Annotated in this window: 14 protein-coding genes; 10 read left to right on the forward strand and 4 right to left on the reverse strand. The window is 74.0% G+C overall.

Going from position 1 to position 15,917, the window contains the following annotated elements:
- Positions 1-93 precede the first annotated feature (93 nt).
- From AC067J_RS20805 to AC067J_RS20830, 6 genes are all read left to right on the forward strand, one after another.
- A complete protein-coding gene (locus AC067J_RS20805; RefSeq protein ID WP_478301226.1) occupies positions 94-1,200 on the forward strand; it encodes a LacI family DNA-binding transcriptional regulator in 1,107 nt (368 codons plus the stop codon).
- A gap of 403 nt (positions 1,201-1,603) precedes the next feature.
- Positions 1,604-2,899 carry an ABC transporter substrate-binding protein gene (locus AC067J_RS20810; protein WP_478301228.1) on the forward strand — a complete coding sequence of 432 codons (1,296 nt, stop codon included), beginning with the start codon at positions 1,604-1,606 and terminating at the stop codon, positions 2,897-2,899.
- 21 nt (positions 2,900-2,920) lie between these two features.
- Positions 2,921-3,862 (forward strand): carbohydrate ABC transporter permease, encoded by a 942-nt coding sequence (locus AC067J_RS20815; protein ID WP_478301230.1) that lies wholly within the window; start codon positions 2,921-2,923, stop codon positions 3,860-3,862.
- A 4-nt stretch (positions 3,863-3,866) separates the two neighbouring features.
- Positions 3,867-4,772 (forward strand): carbohydrate ABC transporter permease, encoded by a 906-nt coding sequence (locus AC067J_RS20820; RefSeq protein WP_478301232.1) that lies wholly within the window; start codon positions 3,867-3,869, stop codon positions 4,770-4,772.
- Between the two features lie 14 nt (positions 4,773-4,786).
- Positions 4,787-4,912: a hypothetical protein gene (locus AC067J_RS20825; protein ID WP_478301234.1), complete on the forward strand. Its 126-nt coding sequence runs from the start codon at positions 4,787-4,789 to the stop codon at positions 4,910-4,912.
- Entirely contained in the window at positions 4,909-6,366 is a 1,458-nt protein-coding gene (locus AC067J_RS20830) for a GH1 family beta-glucosidase (RefSeq protein WP_478301236.1), read from the forward strand. The genes AC067J_RS20825 and AC067J_RS20830 overlap by 4 nt, the downstream gene beginning before the upstream one ends.
- On the opposite strand, the gene AC067J_RS20835 is transcribed toward AC067J_RS20830, so the two are convergent.
- Complete coding sequence (locus tag AC067J_RS20835) at positions 6,349-6,489, reverse strand: hypothetical protein (protein ID WP_478301238.1); 141 nt, start codon at positions 6,487-6,489, stop codon at positions 6,349-6,351. The genes AC067J_RS20830 and AC067J_RS20835 overlap by 18 nt on opposite strands.
- A gap of 417 nt (positions 6,490-6,906) precedes the next feature.
- Between AC067J_RS20835 and AC067J_RS20840 the strand changes: the two genes are divergently transcribed.
- Positions 6,907-7,647: an alpha/beta fold hydrolase gene (locus AC067J_RS20840; protein WP_478301240.1), complete on the forward strand. Its 741-nt coding sequence runs from the start codon at positions 6,907-6,909 to the stop codon at positions 7,645-7,647.
- Between the two features lie 188 nt (positions 7,648-7,835).
- Here AC067J_RS20840 and AC067J_RS20845 read toward each other — a convergent pair whose 3' ends face one another.
- The gene (locus AC067J_RS20845) at positions 7,836-8,789 is read right to left on the reverse strand and encodes a LysR family transcriptional regulator (RefSeq protein WP_478301416.1); all 954 of its coding nucleotides are present in this window, start codon (positions 8,787-8,789) and stop codon (positions 7,836-7,838) included.
- A 103-nt stretch (positions 8,790-8,892) separates the two neighbouring features.
- Between AC067J_RS20845 and AC067J_RS20850 the strand changes: the two genes are divergently transcribed.
- The 3 genes from AC067J_RS20850 to AC067J_RS20860 all read left to right on the forward strand — a co-directional run bounded on the left by AC067J_RS20850 (position 8,893) and on the right by AC067J_RS20860 (position 11,534).
- A complete protein-coding gene (locus tag AC067J_RS20850; protein ID WP_478301241.1) occupies positions 8,893-9,786 on the forward strand; it encodes an NAD(P)H-binding protein in 894 nt (297 codons plus the stop codon).
- A 392-nt stretch (positions 9,787-10,178) separates the two neighbouring features.
- Positions 10,179-10,652 carry a GNAT family N-acetyltransferase gene (locus tag AC067J_RS20855; protein ID WP_478301243.1) on the forward strand — a complete coding sequence of 158 codons (474 nt, stop codon included), beginning with the start codon at positions 10,179-10,181 and terminating at the stop codon, positions 10,650-10,652.
- A gap of 534 nt (positions 10,653-11,186) precedes the next feature.
- Complete coding sequence (locus AC067J_RS20860; RefSeq protein WP_478301245.1) at positions 11,187-11,534, forward strand: MarR family winged helix-turn-helix transcriptional regulator; 348 nt, start codon at positions 11,187-11,189, stop codon at positions 11,532-11,534.
- Between the two features lie 86 nt (positions 11,535-11,620).
- On the opposite strand, the gene AC067J_RS20865 is transcribed toward AC067J_RS20860, so the two are convergent.
- Together AC067J_RS20865 and AC067J_RS20870 are read right to left on the reverse strand one after the other, a co-directional pair.
- Positions 11,621-12,289, reverse strand: coding sequence for a hypothetical protein (locus AC067J_RS20865; protein WP_478301247.1), 669 nt, complete (start codon positions 12,287-12,289; stop codon positions 11,621-11,623).
- Between the two features lie 124 nt (positions 12,290-12,413).
- Positions 12,414-15,794, reverse strand: coding sequence for an NHL repeat-containing protein (locus AC067J_RS20870; RefSeq protein WP_478301249.1), 3,381 nt, complete (start codon positions 15,792-15,794; stop codon positions 12,414-12,416).
- Positions 15,795-15,917: the final 123 nt, after the last annotated feature.

Here is a 15,917-nt window from a genome sequence, read left to right on the forward strand (position 1 = left end):
CGCGGGTGCGGGCACCGAGGTGGGAGCGCTCTCAGCGGTGCCCGTGACCCGCTAGGCTCTGAGGACGAAGCGTCCGCGCGAGAGGAGCCCACGGTGCCGGAGCAGCCACCGCGTCCCACGGTCGAGGCCGACCCGGCCGTGTCGCGTCCGACGCTGGAGTCGGTCGCCGAGCTGGCCGGGGTCTCCCGGGCCACGGCCTCGCGGGTGGTGAACGGCGGCGCCGGGGTCCGGGCGGCGCTGCGGGAGAAGGTCGAGAAGGCCGTCCGGGACCTCGGCTACGTCCCCAACCTGGCCGCCCGCACGCTGGTCACCCGGCGCAACCAGGCCGTCGCCGTGGTGGTCGCCGAGCCCGGCAGCAGGCTCTTCTCCGATCCGTTCTTCGCCCAGCACCTGCGCGGCATCGGCCGCGAACTGTCCGCCGCGGACAACCAGATGGTGCTGATGATGGTCGAGGACCAGCACGACTACGAGCGGGTCGGCCGCTACCTGGCGGGCGGACACGTGGACGGTGCGCTGCTGTTCTCGCTGCACCAGCCGGACCCGCTGCCCGGCATGGCGCGCCGGTCCGGTCTGCCCTTCGTGGTGGGCGGCCGGCCCGGCTGGCCGGGCGCGGACTCGGAGCGCGACCTGGTGTACGTGGACAGCGACAACCGCGGCGGCGCCCGGCTGGCCGTCGGCCACCTGCGGTCGCTCGGGCGCACGGCCATCGCCACCATCACCGGCCCGCTCGACCAGACCTCCGCGCTCGACCGCCTGGACGGCTACCGCGACGTGCTGCCCGACGGCGACCCCGCGCTGGTCGCCGAGGGCGACTTCACCGCGGACGGTGGCGGCCGGGCGATGGCCGAACTGCTGGCCCGCCGGCCCGGCCTGGACGCGGTGTTCGCCGCCTCCGACACGATGGCCTCCGGTGCGCTCAGGGTGCTGCGCGAGGCGGGCCGCCAGGTGCCGGAGGACGTGGCCGTGGTCGGTTTCGACGACGTCGAGTCGATCGCCGCCTGGACCGAGCCGCCGCTGACCACGGTGCGCCAGGACATCGAGGAGATGGGCCGGTTGATGGCCCGGCTGCTGCTGCGGCGCCTCGCGGTGGGCGGCGTCGGTGCGCCCGGTGGTCCGGCCCCCGCCGGTCCGGGTCGGGGGGCGGGCGGCCCCACGTCGGTGATCACCGCGACCCGGCTGGTCCGGCGCGCCTCGGCCTGAGCGTCGCAGCGCCCGGAAGGCGGGCGGACCGCGGCTGACGGCGGCCGCGGGGGAGAGTGGGGCCCGGGCGCGCGCCGCCCTCCGAGTCGCCCTCTGAGCCGCCCTCTGAGCCGTCGTCCGAGTCGTCGTCCGAGCCGTTGTCCGCGGCGCCCGCGCAGGCCGTCCGCATCCGCTGCCCGCCTCGCGGCGCTGAGCAGGGCCTTCGCCCGTTGCCTTCACCCTCTGAACGCCTGAGCGCAGGTGTCCCGGAGATTACGTTCGGATTTCGACCCCTTGACCGGCCCGCCGGTGCACGGCACTCTCCTCTCAGACGTTCTGAGAGCGCTCTCAGAGAGCGCTCTCACGTTCCGCCACCGAACCTCACCCTCGCCACGCAGCCCACCCGCCCCGCCAGGGAGACCCCATGCGCCGCTCCGCCGCCGCTCTCGGCAGCACCGCCCTCGCCGCCACCCTCCTGCTCGCCGCCTGCGGCGGCTCCGCAGGGTCCGCCGGTTCCTCCGGCGCCGCCGAAGGCAAGGTCACCATCACCGTCGACCTCTTCGGCACCTTCGGCTACAAGGAGAGCGGGCTCTACGACGAGTACACCAAGCTCCACCCGAACATCACGATCAAGCAGAGCGACACCCAGGACGAGGGCCAGTACTGGCAGGCCCTCCAGACCAAGCTGGCGGGCGGCGGCGGACTCGCCGACATCCAGGGCCTGGAGGTCGGCCGGGTGGCGAGCGTCCTGCAGCGGCAGGCGGACAAGTTCACCGACCTGAGGACCCTCGGCCTCGGCGCCGTCAACGACGAACTGGTGCCGTGGAAGGGCGCCGCCGTGAAGGCCGCCGACGGCCGCGTCCTCGGCGCCGGCACCGACATCGGACCGGAGGCGATCTGCTTCCGCACCGACCTGTTCAAGGCCGCCGGACTGCCCACCGACCGCACCGAACTGGCCGCCCGCTGGTCGACCTGGCAGGGCTACCTCGACCTCGGCCGGCAGTACGTGGCCAAGGCCGCGCCCGGCAACGCCTGGACCGACAGCGCGGCCGGCGTGTTCACCGCCCAGGTCGGCCAGCAGAAGGTCCGCTACGCCGACGAGAGCGGCAAGCCCGTCCACGAGACCAGCGAGGCCGTCAGGACCGCCTGGGCCGACGCGGGCCGCCTGGTCGCGGACGGCCTCTCCGCGAAGCTGCCGCAGTGGACCCCGGAGTGGAACAAGGCCTTCAGCACCGGCAAGTTCGCCACCCTCAGCTGCCCCGCGTGGATGCTCGGCTACATCAAGGGCCAGGCCGGCCAGGCCGGTTCGGGTACCTGGGACGTCGCTCCCGGCCCCGGTCGGACCGGCAACTGGGGCGGCTCCTACCTGACCGTGCCGAGGGCGGCCAAGCACCCGAAGGAGGCCGCCGAGCTCATCAAGTGGCTCACCGCCAAGGAGCAGCAGACCACCCTGTTCACCAAGCAGGGTTCCTTCCCCTCCTCCACCGGCGCCCAGGCCGCGATCAAGGACGTCGCGGACCCGTACTTCAACAACGCGCCCATCGGCCGGATCTTCAGCGAGTCGGCGGCCGCGATGCCCGCCCAGGTGCTCGGGGTGGACGACGGCGTGATCGGCAAGGCCTTCACCGACGCCCTCGGCGAGGTCGAGCGGACCGGCACCGCGCCCGACACCGCCTGGAAGCACGCGACGGACAACATTCGCAAGGCGAGCGGCAACTGACGGATCACCAGGAACACCGCCATGGCCGTCACCTCCTCCGCCCGACTGCCCGCCGCCGGCCCCGCCCGGGTCCGTGCCGGCCGCGGCGGGCGGCTCGCCCCCTACGGCTTCCTTGCCCCGTTCTTCGTCCTCTTCGCGGCCTTCGGGCTGTACCCGCTGCTCTACACGGCCTACGTGTCGCTGCACCGGGTCGAGTTGCAGAGCACCGACCGGATGGACTGGCTGGGCCTGCAGAACTACACCCGGCTGCTGGCCGATCCGTTCTTCTGGAACGCCCTGCGCAACACCTTCACCATCGGTGTCCTCTCCACCGTCCCGCAGTTGCTGATGGCCCTCGGCCTGGCCCACCTGCTCAACTACCGGCTGCGCGGCCGGACGTTCTTCCGGGTCGCGATGCTGCTTCCCTACGCGACCTCGGTCGCCGCCGCCACGCTGGTCTTCGCCCAGCTCTTCGGACGCGACTACGGCCTGATCAACTGGCTGCTGGGCCGGCTCGGACTCGCCCCGGTGGACTGGCAGGCCGGCACCTGGGCCTCGCAGTTCGGCGTCTCGGCGATCGTCACCTGGCGCTGGACCGGCTACAACGCGCTGATCTACCTGGCCGGCATGCAGGCCATCCCCGGCGAGCTGTACGAGTCGGCGGCGGTGGACGGCGCGTCCAGGTGGCAGCAGTTCCGGCACGTGACGATCCCCGGCCTGCGTCCGACGATCGTCTTCACCGTCGTGGTCTCCACCATCGGCGCCACCCAGTTGTTCGGCGAACCGCTGCTCTACGAGGGCAACGCCGCCGGCGGGATCTCGCACCAGTACCAGACCCTCGGCCTCTACCTGTACGAGCAGGGCTGGAGCTTCTTCCACCTGGGCCGGGCGGCCGCCGTGGCCTGGGTGATGTTCCTGCTGATCGTCGTACTCGCCCTGTCGAACGCGGCGATCGCCGCCCGGCGCAACCGTACGGACCGGTGACCTCGTGACCACCCTGCGACCGCCCCGCCCGCGTCCCGCCCGGCTGGGCCCGGCCCGCCGCCCGGCGCTGTCCGGCGGGCGGGCCTCCCGCTCGCCGCTGCACGGCGGCCCGCTCGCCTACGCGGTGCTGACCGCCGCCACCGTCGTGTTCGCCTTCCCGTTCTACTGGACGCTGGTGGCCGCCAGCCGCACCAATGCCGAACTCAGCGCGGCGACACCGGCGTTGACTCCAGGCCCGAACCTGCTGCACAACCTCGGCGAGGCACTCCGGCAGGCCGCCATCGGCCAGGCGCTGCTGAACTCACTGCTCGTCGCCGCCACCGTCACCGCCGGGGTGGTGCTCTCCTCGACGCTCGCCGGGTTCGCCTTCGCCAAACTGCGCTTCCGGGGCCGCGGCCTGCTACTGGCGGTCACCGTCGCCACCATGATGATCCCGCCGCAGCTCGGTGTGATCCCGCTGTTCATGCTGATCGTCCGGCTCGACCTGCAGAACACCCTGCCCGCGGTGATCCTGCCCTCGCTGGTCTCCGCCTTCGGGGTGTTCTTCATGCGGCAGTACCTGCTCCAGGCGCTGCCGGACGAGCTGATCGAGGCCGGCCGCGTGGACGGCGCCTCGCTGCTGCGGATCTTCCGCTCGGTCGTGCTCCCGGTGGCCCGGCCCGGCATGGCCGTCCTGGGCATGCTGACCTTCATGGCCACCTGGAACGACTTCTTCTGGCCGATCGTCGCCCTCAGTTCGCAGAACCCGACCGTGCAGGTGGCACTGAAGTCGCTCGGACAGGGGTACGTCCCCGACCAGTCGGTCGTCATGGCCGGCGCGCTGATCGGTACCCTCCCCGTCCTGCTGGTGTTCGGCCTGCTCGGCCGCCAGATCGTCGGCGGCATCATGCAGGGCGCCGTCAAGGGCTGAACACCGCCCCGCCCGTGACCGCACTCCCGCAGCCGAACCCGAACCCGCAGCCGCGCACCCTTGCCCTCGCCTCGGCCCGCACCGGTGCGGCCGCCGCCCGCACCGTCTCCGCCGACTCCTCACTCCGGAAGGCCCCATGACCGACCAGGCCCCACCGCCCACCTTCCCCGCCGACTTCCTCTGGGGTACGGCCACCGCCGCCTACCAGATCGAGGGCGCGGCCGCCGAGGACGGCCGCACCGCCTCCATCTGGGACACCTTCAGCCGGACCCCGGGGAAGGTCCGCAACGGCGACACCGGTGACCTCGCCACCGACCACTACCACCGCTACCGCGCGGACATCGCGCTGATGGCCGAACTCGGCCTGCCCGCCTACCGGTTCTCGCTCGCCTGGCCGCGCATCCGGCCCGGCGGCCGCGGCCCGGCCAACAAGGCGGGCCTGGACTTCTACGACCGGCTGGTGGACGAGCTGCTCGGGCGCGGCATCGCCCCGGTCGCCACGCTCTACCACTGGGACCTGCCACAGGAGTTGGAGGACGGCGGCGGCTGGACGGACCGCGCCACCGCCCACCGCTTCGCCGAGTACGCCGCGCTGGCCGCCGCCCGCCTCGGCGACCGCATCACCACCTGGACCACCCTCAACGAGCCCTGGTGCAGCGCGTTCCTCGGCTACGGCAGCGGCGTCCACGCCCCGGGCCGCACGGACCCGGCCGCCGCCCTGCGGGCCCACCACCACCTGCTGCTCGCGCACGGCCTCGCCGTCGGCGCGCTGCGCGCCGAACTGCCCGCCGCCGCACAGGTGTCGCTCACCCTCAACCTCGCCGCCGTCCGCCCGCACACCGACCACCCGGCCGACCGCGAGGCGGCGCGGCGGATCGACGGCCTGGCCAACCGGATCTTCCTCGACCCGGTGTTCCACGGCCGGTACCCGGCGGACGTGCTCACCGACACCGCCGGGGTCACGGACTGGTCCTTCGTCCGGGACGGCGACCTCGCCGAGATCTCCCGCCCGCTCGACTCGCTCGGCGTCAACTACTACAGCCCGACCGTGGTCGCAGCCGGCGAGGCGGACGAGCGGGCCGCACGCGGGGACGGCCACGGCGGCGGACCGTCGCCGTGGCCCGCCGACCACGGAGTCCGCTTCCTGCCCGCCGAGGGGGAGCGCACCGCGATGGGCTGGCCGGTGGACGCCGGCGGCCTGTACGAGCTGCTCACCCGGCTGCGCGACGAACTGCCCGGCCTGCCCCTGCTGGTCACCGAGAACGGCGCCGCCTACGACGACTACAGCGACCCGACGGGTGCGGTCCACGACCCGGAGCGGGTCGCGTACCTGCACGCCCACCTGGCCGCCGTCCACCGGGCGATCGGTGACGGCGCACCCGTGCGCGGCTACTTCCTCTGGTCGTTCCTCGACAACTTCGAATGGGCGTACGGCTACGGCAAGCGGTTCGGCATCGTGCACGTGGACTTCGCCTCGCAGCGGCGCACCCCGAAGGACAGCGCCCGCTGGTACGCCGAGGTGGTCCGGACCGGCATCCTGCGGCCGCCCGGCCGGATCCCCCCGGGGCGGCAATCCCTAGTGCCGGAGGGCTGACTGCCCGTCGTCCAGCACGACCAGTAGGGCGAAGGCGAGCACCCACAGCAGGGCGAGGAGCGCGGCGCAGGCGATCGCCGAGACGACGAACTGCCGTGTCACGCTCTTCGTGTACCACTTCATGCCGAGCCTCCGCCGCTGTCCGTCCCGAATCGATCACAGTGACGTGGTCCGCGTCCGGACGGTTCCCCGCCGACTCCGGCCTGTCCGCCTTCCCGGGCGGACGGGCCGTGGCGTCCCGCGCCGGGCAGGGGTGGGCGGTCCGGTCCAGCGGTTGCCGGCGCATTCCGGTGGCCGGTCGGGACGGCTCAGGGGACCGTTCGGGTGGCGGCGGGGTTCGGCGCCCGGGCGGGGCGGGCAGAGCCTTCGGCATGACGACTCCCTCGGCTGCGACCACGCGCCCCGGTGCGACCACCGTGCCCGGCCACCGCCTCCCGCATTCGCCCCACCTGTCGCCGGACTCCGGCAGCGGCCTCGCCCGGGCCTTCCGGGCCCACGCATGAGCACCGCCGACCGCCACGGAAAGGCAGGACGGACCCCATGAGCACGTTCGTACTCGTCCCCGGCTTCTGGCTCGGCGCCTGGGCCTGGGACGCCGTCACCGCGCCGCTCCGCGAGGCCGGGCACACCGTCCACCCGGTGACCCTGACCGGCCTGGCCGAACGTTCCGACGAGGCCGGGCCGGAGGTCGGGCTGGAGACGCACATCGCCGACCTGACCGGCCTGATGGCCCGTGAGGACCTCCGGGACGTCGTGCTGGTCGCGCACAGCGGCGGCGGTGCCCCGGTCACCGGCGCGGCCGACCGGATGCCCGAGCGGATCCGGCGGGTCGTCTACCTCGACAGCGGACCGCTCCCGGACGGCGCCGCGCTGCGCGACCTCTGGCAGCCCGCCTACCGGGCCCGCGCGGAGGCGAACCTGGTCGGCGGCTGGCGGCACCCGATGCCGCCCTGGGAGGAACTCGCGGCCGACGGCGCGAGCCTCGACGGCCTGGACCAGGCCACCCTCGACCGCATCCGGGCGCGTGCCACCGACGTGCCGGCCAAGGCCTTCACCGAGCCCCTCCGACTGACGGGCGGCGGGCACGGGACGGCGAAGGCGCTCGTCTCCTGCTCGTTCCCGCTGGACCAGATCCGCGCGATGATCGCCTCGGGGAACCCGTACTTCGCCGCGCTCGCCGGTCCCGAGTGGGCGCTGCGCGAACTGCCGACCAGCCATTGGCCGATGTTCTCCCGGCCCGCCGGGACGGCAGCGGTGCTGGAGGAGCTGGCGGCCCTCTGAGCGGGCGGCTTGTGAGTGGTCGTCCGTTCCGACGCTGAGGCCGGCGAGGGGCCGGTGAGGGGCGCCGGCGAGGCGGCCGGTCAGGGGCCTGATCGGCCCGGGCCCGGGCCCGGGCCGATCCCGTGAGTGCCCGGGTCCGGTGGGGGCCGGGGGAGCCCGCCGGTTCGGGCCCGGCGCCCCCGGCCGGCTCAGGTGGTGGGGCTCCCGGGCGGGCGGAGGGTTCGGCGGACGGCGTTGCGGAGCCAGTGGTGGGCCCTGTCGGCCGCATGGCGGGGGTGCCAGGCCATGCCGACGGTCACGGGCGGCAGCGCCAGGGGGATGTCCAGGAGCTGCAGGCCGAGGGCGATGGCGTCGCCGGTGAGGGGCGAGGGGGCGGCGCCGGGGAGCGCTGCAGGTACGAGGCAGACGACGTCGCTGCGAGCGGCGAGCGTCATGGCGGCCAGGTGGCCGGGGAGGACGATGCCGACCCGCCGCCGAAGGTTCTGCTCGGCCAGGGCGGTGTCGAGGGGGCCGGTGAACCGGCCGCGGCGGCTGACCGCGACGTGTCGGGCGGCGGCGAGCCGGGCCGGGGTCAGGGGACCCTCGGTCAGCGGATGGCCGGGCCGGACGGCCGCCACCATCCGGAGGCTGACCAGCGTCTCGACCCTGGTCTCGGGGTCCACGTGGTCGATGGACCCGACCTCCAGGTCGATCCGGCCGTCGCGCAGGGCGGGGCCGGCCTCCAACTCCTCGGCCAGGAGCCGGAACGAGATCCCCGGCGCCTCCTGCTCGGCCAGGCGCAGCAGCCCGGGGGCCAGTGCCGCGCCGACCAGGTCGGCGGTCTGGAGGGTGAAGGTGCTGCGCAGGGTGGCGGGGTCGACGCCGGAGTCGGGGCTGAGCAGGGCTCCGAGGCGCTGCACCACGGCTGCGGCTTCCTCGCGCAGGGCCTGGGCGCGCGGGGTGGGGACCATCGTCTGCCCGGCCCGGACCAGCAGCGGATCCTGCAGGGTGCGGCGCAGGCGGGCGAGCGTGCGGCTCATCGCGGCGGGCGAGGTGTGCAGGCGGGCGGCGGCCCGGGTGACGCTGTTCTCGGCCAGCAGGGCGTCCAGGGCGATGGCGAGATTGGCGTCGAGGGACGAATCCGGGCTGTTCACCAGGGTTATTCCACTTCGGTCAATGATTCCGTGCCGACGTTCCCATTGTGGCAGCACCGGGCTCCTCAGCAGGATGAAGGGCGTACCGACCAGCGCGACCCGCGAGGTTTTCATGATCGTCATAACTGCTCCCACCGGGAACATCGGCCGTCACCTGCTCTCCCGGCTCCTGGAGTCCGCGCCCGCCGCGGGCGAGGAACTGCGCGTGATCGTGCGCGACCCCGCCCGGCTTCCGGACGCGTCGCGCGGACGCGTCGAGGTGATCGTCGGCTCGCACGCGGACGCCGAGGTCGTGGACCGGGCCTTCGAGGGCGCGGACGCGGTCTTCTGGCTCGTCCCGCCGGGTGCCGCCCCGACCCCGCAGGCCGCCTACAGCGGCTTCAGCGGACCGGCCGTGAGGGCGCTCGCCGCCCACCGCGTCGGCCATGTCGTCGGCGTCTCCGCACTCGGCCGCGGCACCCCGCTCGCCGACCGCGCCGGCCTCGTCACCGCCACCCTCGCCCTGGACGACCTCATCGCCGAAAGCGGCGTCGCCTACCGGGCCCTGGCCAACCCGTCCTTCTTCGAGAACCTCCTGGAGGAGGCCGACTCGATCCGCGAGAAGGGCGTCTTCACCGACTCCGTCGACGCCGACCGCAGGGCTCCGCTCGTCGCCACCGCCGACATCGCGGCCGTGGCCGCCGGCCTGCTGCTGGACCGCTCGTGGACCGGCACCGGCAGCGTCCCCGTGCTCGGGCCGCAGGACCTGTCCCCCAACGACCTGGCCCGCATCATGACCGAACAGCTCGGCCGCCCCGTCCGCTACCGACGCCAGTCGCTCGACGAGCTGCACACCGCCCTCGTCGGCCACGGCCTCGACGAGGCATTCGTGCTGGGCGTCGTCGACATGAAGCGGGCCAAGGACGAGGGCCTGGACGCCGGCGTCGCCCGCACCCCCGCCACCGCCTCCCCGACGGGCTTCGAGCAGTGGTGCGCCCGCACCCTCAAGCCCGTCGTCCTCTCCTGAAGCCCACCGCCCACGCCCGCATCCCCGCCCGCATCCACGGCCTCGAACCCGTGGCCACCGTCACCGCCTGACACGCCACCCACCTCGCGCGACCTGGTCCGACGCCTGCTGCCCACAGGACGTCCGCTGCCCAGGACCGGGCGGAGGGCGCCGGGTCGGGAGGAGCCGAACCGCGGGTGGGAGGCGGGTCCCTCACGTCGGCTCAACCGGCGAGGTGCCGTCGGACGAACGGTGCCGTTGCCAGGACGAACACGGTGAAGGCGAGCAGCCGTTGGAGGCCGGGCTGAGCGGCGAGGCCGGAATGGTCCCATCCGCCGGTGCGTGCTGTCAGGCGGTTCGCGGGGAGACGAAATCGACTCGCCCCACCCCGATTTGACCGGGAAACTCGCGCCATGACCACAGACTTCACGGTGCGCCCGGCCCGGCCCGCCGACGCGGGCCGCCTGGCCGAACTGCGCTGGATGTTCAAGCACGAGGACCACGAAGGGCGGCCACCGGCTCCGGAGCGGCCCCGGGAGGAGGCAGAGCACTGGATCCGCGACCGGCTCGCGGACGGCCGCTGGTCGGCCTGGGTCGCGGAGACCGAGGGCGAGATCTGCGGTCACGTGTTCCTCTGCCCGGTGGAGCGGGTGCCGGAGCCCTACGAGGACAACAGTCCGATCGGCTACGTCACGAACTTCTTCGTCCTGCCGTCACGACGGAACGGGGGAATCGGCTCGGCGCTCCTGGAGGCGCTGAAGCGGCATTCGTCCGACACCGGCCTCGAAGGCTTGATCGTCTGGCCGTCGGAGCGCAGCACCCCGCTCTATCAGGGTTTCGGCTTCCGGGCCCCGGAGGAGCTGCTGGAACTCCCGCTCGACACCTGAGAACCACGGGGCCGGCCGGGGAGGTCCGCCGCCGGGGGCGTGCTGTTGACGACCCGTCGTCAGGTTCCCTGACGGGAATGTCATTAACAGTCCTAGGCTCGGGAATGTCAAGGGGGCAGGGCGGCGGAAGTCGCCGGCCCGTTCGGGGCCGCGTCGGTTCGGCGGGACGGCTCCCGTCCCCTTTTCGTGGAAGAACCCTGGTTCGGGAGGTTGTCGTGGTCCGCGTGCACGGGCTTGTCCGCTGTTTCCGTATCGGAGGATGGGGTTTCGGAGGGCGCTGAGCCGAGCGGGGGGCGGGTCTTCGGGCCCGCCCCCACCCGTCTCACCGCTGCCGCGCCGTCGGCACGTACCCTCACCCGGGCACCCGGGCACCCACTCGCTCACTCACTCACTCTGCCCGCCGTCCCCTCCGGCGGGGCCGCACGACGGAAAGGCGGACCGACCCTGAGGACGCACATCCCGTACCTCCTGGCCTGTACGAGCACGGTCGCGGCCCGCGCGGCCGACGAACGGTTGCGCCCCTACGGCCTGACGGTGCGTCAGTACGGCCTGCTCGCCCAGCTGCGGGACGAACCCGAGCTGACCATGGCGGAGTTGGCCCGCCAGCTCGGCATCGCGCGCCAGTCCGTGCACGAGCTGGTGGACGCCCTGACCGAGGCGGGCCACCTGCGCCGCCGCCCCGGGGCCACCGACCGCGCGCGCCGCCTGGAGATCACCGACACCGCCCACTACCTCCTGACCAGGATCGAGGGCCCGCTGGAACGGGCGGAGGCCGAACTACTGGAGCCGCTCTCGCCGCAGGAGGCCGAGACGCTGCGCGTCCTGCTGCAACGGGTGCTCGCCCACGCCACGGACGACGAGTCCTGGCTTCCGCCGGTCTGATCCGTCCCGGGAGGACCGGCCGGGCCCGGCGCAGCGCACCCGATTCGCCGGCCGGGCCCGCCGGTGCCCGGTCGGAAGGCGTCCGGTCAGAAGGCGTCCGGCAGGCACTCCTCGGCCAGCTCTCCGTTGAAGGCGTTCCGTGCGTGCTGGAGCATCCGCCGGCTGTAGGTGCGGTCCGTCGCGAGCGCGGAGTAGCCGTCGCCCTGGACGTCCACCAAGCCGACGGTGGCGGCCAGGTAGACGTCCAGGCCCGGGTACATCAGCTCGATGCAGGGGATGTCGTCGACGTCCAGGGCGAACACCGGGTACTCGCCGTGCGCGTCGGGCTCGCCGGTCGCCAGGACCCGGCGGGAGTCCGATCCGCCCGGGAGCAGGAAGCACTCGTCGAAGCGGTGCGACAGGGTGTCGAAGCAGGAGCCCCACATGTCGCCGTACTCGTCGTCGGCCAGTTCCCCCAGCGACCGCGGAGTGAACCGGTCGTCCGGTCCGAGCCAGTCGAACCGGCGCAGCAGGCCGGTGTCGAACGCCAGCCAGCGCCGCAGGCTGGGCGGGAGCGGGCGCCCGCTGGGGAAGGTGAGGGCGTCCAGGACGTCGGCCGGGAGCGGTGCGGGCTCCCCGTCGACCCACGGTCCGACGAACGGGGCGTAGTCGAGGACGAGCCGGTGCGGATCGGCTTCGACGGAAGCGATGACGCGCTCGGTCAGTTCGATCCCGTGGGCGGCGGTGGGGGACGTCGGGGACGTCGGGGAGGTCATCGGTCTGGGCGTCCTGTTCGCGGGTGGTCCTCTGGTGCTCGGTCGCGCCGAATCTACGGCCGGGCACCGACAGTTGGCGGACCGGGGTGGGCGGCCGGACGGTGCCACCCACCCCGTCGCGCGGTCAGGGCCGCCGCGGCGGGCCGATCAGCGGGGTGCAGACCGGGGCGGCGAGGCCGATGAACACGACGAGTTCGCGGCCGCCGGGGTTGGTCTGGAGCGGGACGGTCTGCCAGTTGTTCGCGACCCAGACGTTCCCGGAGGGGTCGATCTGCACGCCGGTGTTCCGGGTGAGACCGTCGAAGGTGTAGCCGGTGTCGGGCGGCGAGATGGGCTGGCCGGTCCGGTGGCCGGGCGGGCAGGCGGAGAGCCGGGTGCCGCAGAGCCGGGCGAGCCGGTGGCCGCCGAAGTTGGCGACCCACACGGTGTCGTCGCCGTCGACGGCGATGCCCCAGGGCAGGAAGAGCCCGTCGTTGACGAAGGGCTGCTCGGGGGTGGTGCCGTCGGGGCGGACCAGGGTCACCGAGGCGCCGGGCACCCGCTGCACCACGTCCTTCACCGCGTCGGCCAGGTCGGCCGTGGTGCCGTCCTCGCAGGGGAGCGGGACGACGCCGCTGTTGGAGACCCAGGCGTTGCCCGCGCTGTCGGTGGCGATGCCGAGCGGCCGCCTGATGCCCCCGCCCGTGACGGTGCGGACCGGCTCGCCCCCGGGGGAGAGCGTCATGACGTTGTCGCTGCCGTTGCCCGTCACCCAGACCTGTCCGCCGCCGTCCACGGCGAGGTCGAAGGGTTTGACGAGGCTGCCGTCCGGAGGTTCGACCGCGCGTGCGGCCTGCGGGTCGCCGTGCGGGATCACGGTGACGCTGCGGCCCCCGCAGTTCGCCACCCAGATGGTGCCCTGCTGGTCCGAGACGGTCCCCTGGGGCTGCACGATTCCGCCCGAACGCCAGCCGTCGGCGGGGGACTTGGCCGTGCCGTCCGCCCCGAACTGGGAGACGCTGCGGTGGAGCGGGTCGGGGTCGGTGTCGCAACCGGTGCCCTGGAAACCGAAGTTGGCGACCCAGACGTCGCCCTCGGGGTCGAGCGTGATGCCGAACCCCGCGCCGTAGAGGCCGCCGCCCTGGTAGGGGGCGCCCGGTGCGTCCTCGCCGGTCGGGGTGAACTTCAGGACGGTGCGGCCGCCGCAGGCCGGGATCCGGGGGTCGGCGCCGTACTGGTAGTCGTTGGTGACCCAGGCGTTGCCGTCGGAGTCGAAGGCGATGTTGCCGGGGCCGTCGAGTTCGTGGCCGTTGCCGGTGTAGCGCAGGGCCAGCGTCCAGGCGTCGGGGGCGGCGGGCAGTGTCGGCCGGTAGAGCGGCTGCGCCGAGGCGAGGGCGAACAGTTCGGCGGCGTGCTCGCCCGGCGCGTGGGCGATGTCGACGGCGGCCTCGAAGGTGTTCTCGGGCGCGGGTTTCCCGGCCTGCCGCGCGAGCCGGAACAGTTCCGCGCAGGTCCGCCCGTCGACACAGCCGGCCAGGATGTCGGCCAGCGTGTTGAAGGCGGCCAGCGTGGAGGTCTCCGCACCGTTGGGCGAGGTGGCCAGCACCCGCGCGACGCCCCCGTCGGTGAGGTCGGCGAGGTTGTGCGAGATCGCGGCGGCGTTCTGCAGCCCGGGGTGGCCGCCGGAGATCCCCTCCGGGCCGGCGAACCGGGCCATGGCGTAGGCGGCCGCCACCGTCGTCCGTTCGTTCACCACCACCGCGGGGTACTCGTGCGGTGTGCCCAGCACGGCGGCCAGCCCGACCGGTCCGCCGCCGCCCCGTTCGGCGAACAGGTCGTCGCCCCGTTCGGCGAACACGTAGAGCACGGCGCGGGGGTCGGCCGGCCGGTGGTAGGAGAGCCGGAAGCGGCCGTCGGCGTCGGTCCGGCCGCGCGCCAGGGCTTCGGCGGGCGCGCCGGGCCGGTCGCCGGCCCGGTAGAGGGTCACCCGGGCCGAGCCGATCGGCGTGTCCCCGCTGCGGACGACGCCCTGCTGGACGTCCGGGCCGCCGCTCTCCGCCGGGGGGCTCCCCGAGGCGGCCTGGGACGTACCGACCGTCAGGGCGAGGAGGGCTGCTGCGAGCGGGAGCAGGCCCCGGCGTAGGCGCATGTCGTGGTTCCGTTCCATCGGTGGCGGAGGGGCGGTCGCCGGCGGGCCGGCGGCTCCCGCCCGGACGGCAGCGCCAAGATCGCACGCGGGTTCGCCCGGGTGGTGTGCGGCGGGCACGGTGCGGTGGTCGATTACACCCATCGGGTGAGGCCGTACGTCCTCCCGGCAGGGGTCGGCGGTGCACCCGGCTGTCGGGCGGCGGGCCGTACCGCGCGGCGGGCTGATCAGCATGGCGGGCCGTACCGCGCGGCGGGCCGTCCCGCGCGTCCGGCTGTTCCGCGTGCCCGGCAGGCGACCCTGCCGCGCGGGCGGCCCGGTCAGTCCGGGGCGGAGTCGGCGTAGCGGTCGGCGGCGAAGGCCCGGATCGCGTCGGGGACACCCCGGCCCCGGTCCGGCAACCGGTCCAGGCGCAGCAGCGCGTAGATCTGGTGGCCGTCCACGGTGTGGGGACCGTTCGATGCCGAGGTCGGCCCCCGGCGCCGAGTACACGGCGAGCCACGGGTCCCGACCGGTCACTCTCGGCAGTGGCCCGCACGTCACGGCGGAGAGCTGCTCCCAGTGCAGGAACACCTCGTCACCGGTCGCCTTGCGGACCTCGATCCCGGCCGGGCCCACCCGGAGCCGCAGCGGCCGGCGCCAGTGCTGGACGGTCCGGAACACCAGGGAGGTCTCGACGATGCCGAGGATGGGCCAGAGCGGGGGCCCGAGGCCCACCGCCAGGGGCACGGCGACGGCGGTGGCAGCGGTCAGCAGCAGGAATGAGCGTCGCCAGGCCCTCCGGCCGGCGGTGAACAGCCGTTCCGGTCCGCCGTGGCGGGGATCCACGGCGTCCGTCGGACCGTTCGGGAGGACGCCGGGAGGGGCGCTCTCCAGCCGGGTCCCGGCGTGGCGGCGCAGCGCCTCGGCGAGTTCGGGGATCGGCTGGTCGAGGTCCTCGCAGTCCAGCACGGTGTAGGAGTGTGCGCGGCGGCCGAGCCCGTCGGGCCTTCGCGGCAGGGTCGCGCCGGGTACCAGGGTGAGCACCAGCCGGGGCTTGGGCGGGACCACCGGCGCGTCGTCCTGGTCGCGGGGCGTGACGTCGGTGACCGGCGGGTGGAACAGCACCGCCGACTCGACGTGGTGCCAGGGCAGATGGGCGTCGTGCAGGGTGATCCCGTGCTCGTCGATCCGCAGCCGGAACGGTCTCCTCAGTCGGGCCAGGTCGCGGATCCCGATCAGACCGGCGGACGCCAGGAGCGCCATCGCGAGCAGGGTGGTCGTCCGTGGCAGGCTGCCGGTGACGAGTGTCCAGACGGCCGTGCCGGTCACCACCGTCAGCGACCAGAGGATGCGGAACCGGGCGCGTCGGCGGATCTGCCCCCGAATCGTGAACTCCACTTCCAGGCCTTCCTGTTGGAGTGTCACTGTCGCCCCGAGCCTGCCCGCGCGCGGGCGCCGGGCGACCTCGGCGGCCGTGGTGTGGCCCGACCGTGACGCTTCCGGGACGCCACCTCCTGCCCG

This window comes from Kitasatospora sp. NPDC042419, from assembly GCF_056437345.1.

What these genes read in the sequence shown, in the direction of transcription:
- AC067J_RS20865 (WP_478301247.1), bottom strand. Translation starts at nt 12,289, where the DNA reads ATGACCTCCCCGACGTCCCCGACGTCCCCCACCGCCGCCCACGGGATC.
- AC067J_RS20840 (WP_478301240.1), top strand. Translation starts at nt 6,907, where the DNA reads ATGAGCACGTTCGTACTCGTCCCCGGCTTCTGGCTCGGCGCCTGGGCC.
- AC067J_RS20830 (WP_478301236.1), top strand. Translation starts at nt 4,909, where the DNA reads ATGACCGACCAGGCCCCACCGCCCACCTTCCCCGCCGACTTCCTCTGG.
- AC067J_RS20855 (WP_478301243.1), top strand. Translation starts at nt 10,179, where the DNA reads ATGACCACAGACTTCACGGTGCGCCCGGCCCGGCCCGCCGACGCGGGC.
- AC067J_RS20850 (WP_478301241.1), top strand. Translation starts at nt 8,893, where the DNA reads ATGATCGTCATAACTGCTCCCACCGGGAACATCGGCCGTCACCTGCTC.
- AC067J_RS20835 (WP_478301238.1), bottom strand. Translation starts at nt 6,489, where the DNA reads ATGAAGTGGTACACGAAGAGCGTGACACGGCAGTTCGTCGTCTCGGCG.
- AC067J_RS20810 (WP_478301228.1), top strand. Translation starts at nt 1,604, where the DNA reads ATGCGCCGCTCCGCCGCCGCTCTCGGCAGCACCGCCCTCGCCGCCACC.
- AC067J_RS20815 (WP_478301230.1), top strand. Translation starts at nt 2,921, where the DNA reads ATGGCCGTCACCTCCTCCGCCCGACTGCCCGCCGCCGGCCCCGCCCGG.